Raw genomic sequence first — 2,969 nt, forward strand, 5'->3', positions numbered from 1 at the left:
TATGGTGACTCCTAATACCGTATACATAAATCAATGTCAATCTTTATCCTTTACTTTGTCGAAATTCCCTCTTAGTTTTTGGGTGTGAGTGCTGGCTGGGGGTTTGGGGGCTAGCCCCCTGGAACTTCACGTAACTATATAAAGAGTAAACATGTTACTTAGAACGATAGAACTGGCGGTTCGGCGGGTATAATTGCTAATTCAAGTCGAGCAACCTACATCCTCGTTTTTGGTCTGTTCGGCTTGGCAATATATCAATTCCCGCCGAATTCCCCAATACAAGGGCAAAAGAGTGGAGATTTTTTGAGTGTTTTTCTCAAAAAATACTACTCGACCCTTGTATTGGGGAAAGCCCTTTAAGAGATATAGAGAGTACAAGCTTAAAAACATTGATTTATAAAGGTTTTCTAGTAATCTATGTTCAACCCTAGACTGAACATAAATGTTCACTCCTAGGCTGAACATAGATGAACAACTTGTTTAAAATAATATTGATTTTTATAAACGTGTTGTTTAAGATATTGAATAGGTTGTTCATATTTTTGAACACTAATGTTCAAAATATACGAAAGGAGCAAAAATAAAACTATGAAAAATGAAAACGAAACTGATATAAAAATCTCTAAAGAAGAATTTATGAAAATCATTGAATTAACAGGTCTTCCAGTTAGTCATATTCAAAAATTAATTGACTTGGAAAAGGCAGAACAAGAAGAAGCTAAAAGAAAAGAATTAGAAAAGAAAAATCCGCCTTTTGTACAACTTTACAAAAGTCATATGAAAGAGATCCGATGGTTAATAACAAATCATCATTTATCAAGTAATATTTTATTTTTCTTTCTAGAAAATATGAACAATCGTAATGTAATTGTCTGTTCTCAACAATTGTTGATGGAACAATTTAATAAAGGGCGTACAACAATACACAATGCAATAAAAACTTTAAAAGAACATGGATTTATTTCAGTAGCTAAAATAGGCAATGCAAATGCTTATATTATTAATCCAGAAATAGCATTTCAAGATAGCAGAGATAAAATAAAATACGTTTCATTTGAGGGTAAAATATTAATCAATAAAAATGAAAATGAGGAATTATTTAAAGAACACAACTTTGAAAATTTAAAAGTTTTAAAAGACAAAAAGAAATAAAAAATGTTCCCTGCATACAAAATACAGAGAACACTGTGTTGCTCGTATACCAACAAGACGTAAATTTTATTCTATCTATGAAAAAATAGAGCAAAAAAACGATACCCATTGTAACGGGTATCGTTTTTTAACGTTCCATCCCTCTATCTTTCTTTGTCTTTAGTTGTCTCGTTTGTTTTAACTGCTCTGATTTACGTTTTAAGCCCTCTAATGAGAATTCTTTCTCTTTCCCTAGTATTTTATCCAGAAACGCTTTTAAACGTTCTATAAAAGCTTCTAGGCGCTTCTGAGAGATTGTCTTAGCCTTTTTATTCTCCTCCAAGATAGAAAGCCACTGTTGGCCCTCCTTTTGATTTTTAGGCTCATGTCCATTTTCTAAATTGAAAAGGACTAAACGTCCTTTCTTTTCTAATTCGCCAATTTCTATATGTCTGTTTGTATCTTGCAAAATGCTTTTATACACAATAGCGTTTGTTCTATATTTCTTCAGCTTGTCTACTTCTTTTTCTAATAAACCAAATTCAAATTCAGCATTATCTGCCCTTCGATCAGCCTCATAATACTTCTCTTCCAATTCCTCAATTTTTTTGGTTGCTGCAACCATTCTTTTTTCAGCTTGATATTGTACTTTCATGCTAGATACAGATAAATCTTTTAATTTCTCAAAATCCTTAGATGGCAATGTAACCTTATCTCCAAACATCGTTTTCTTTGCTGATGCTTCGATTTTCTTCAACACTTGTTTTGGTTCTTTAAACACTTTCATTTCTGCAGTTGCATCTGCTTTTTGTTGATCTTTTTGTTTTTGAATTTCTTCCGAATGCTTTTTTAAATCTTTCACCGTATCTACACCAATTGTTTTATCGTTCAAAATACCTTCTTTGTAGATATGCGGAATTTCTTGTTTTAAAAAAGTATCTAAGTCTTGATGAAATGTTTTTAACTCTTTACGTGTTAGCACTTCTTTTGCTGAAACCTTTTCCCTTTGTTTTTTCTCGTCCCACACAACAGGCATAAAAGCAAAGTGCATATGTGGTGTTGTTTCATCCATATGAACATTCGCTGAAAGTACGTTCTTTTCCCCACCATAACGATTTACTAAAAACTCATAAGTCTTCTCAAAGAATTCCCGTTGCTCGTTTTCTGAAATCCCCTTCAAATTTTCTGGCAACGTAACAATCCAATCTGCACACACTTTTAAATCATTTCGTTTAAGGGCATGTACTTCACTTAAACGCTGATTCATACGAGAAAGTGTATCTCCTTCTTTTTCGTATAAATCATAATTCAAATCAGACCGCTCATTATCAATGTCTAGATTCGAATGATTTTCTGTTTTTCTGTCCCAGTGAATAGATAGTCCTTGTATATTTCCTTTTGTGTATTTTTGAACGTGAGCCATGAGCGAAAACCCCCTTTTTGATAACTAATATAACATGGGAATCAGCAAGACCCATATTATATGGTCTAGCACGTTATACCAAATTACATTTGGCCGTGCTCTGCGAGGCTCGTTGGCTTCGCCAAGCCATGATTAAGCATGGCGAAAAACAAAACCTTGGGCGTTGCCCAAACCCACTGGGGAAATCTTCCCCAGACCCCATAAAAAAACACCCCCAACCCCCTCACTTTTTGAGGGGGCTCCCTCGCCGGTAAGCAGGTCAAAAGGTATTACCTTTTGATACATCAAGAGGGTTTGGGTGTAGTAAGTTTGTCAACTCCTTAATGCTCACTCCGTTCCGCTTACCGTTGACAAATATTTTATTTTTGATCTTTTCTACAATTTTTGATTTATCCATGATTAAATATATTTTTTT

Annotated in this window: 2 protein-coding genes; one reads left to right on the plus strand and one right to left on the minus strand. The window is 33.9% G+C overall.

The genetic code is table 11. From position 1 onward, the window contains the following. Positions 1-588 precede the first annotated feature (588 nt). Positions 589-1,152: a replication/maintenance protein RepL gene (locus F3I02_RS17145; protein ID WP_196478228.1), complete on the plus strand. Its 564-nt coding sequence runs from the start codon at positions 589-591 to the stop codon at positions 1,150-1,152. Positions 1,153-1,279: 127 nt separating this feature from the next. Here F3I02_RS17145 and mobV read toward each other — a convergent pair whose 3' ends face one another. Continuing rightward, complete coding sequence (gene mobV, locus F3I02_RS17150) at positions 1,280-2,554, minus strand: MobV family relaxase (RefSeq protein WP_196478229.1); 1,275 nt, start codon at positions 2,552-2,554, stop codon at positions 1,280-1,282. Between the last annotated feature and the right edge of the window lie 415 nt (positions 2,555-2,969).

The sequence above is a fragment of the Bacillus sp. SRB3LM genome (assembly GCF_015712745.1).
GTDB lineage: Bacteria > Bacillota > Bacilli > Bacillales > Bacillaceae_G > Bacillus_A > Bacillus_A thuringiensis_K.

Excerpts from the sequence above, each read along its gene's own strand:
- F3I02_RS17145 (WP_196478228.1), top strand. The coding sequence starts at position 589 with ATGAAAAATGAAAACGAAACTGATATAAAAATCTCTAAAGAAGAATTT.
- mobV (WP_196478229.1), bottom strand. The coding sequence starts at position 2,554 with ATGGCTCACGTTCAAAAATACACAAAAGGAAATATACAAGGACTATCT.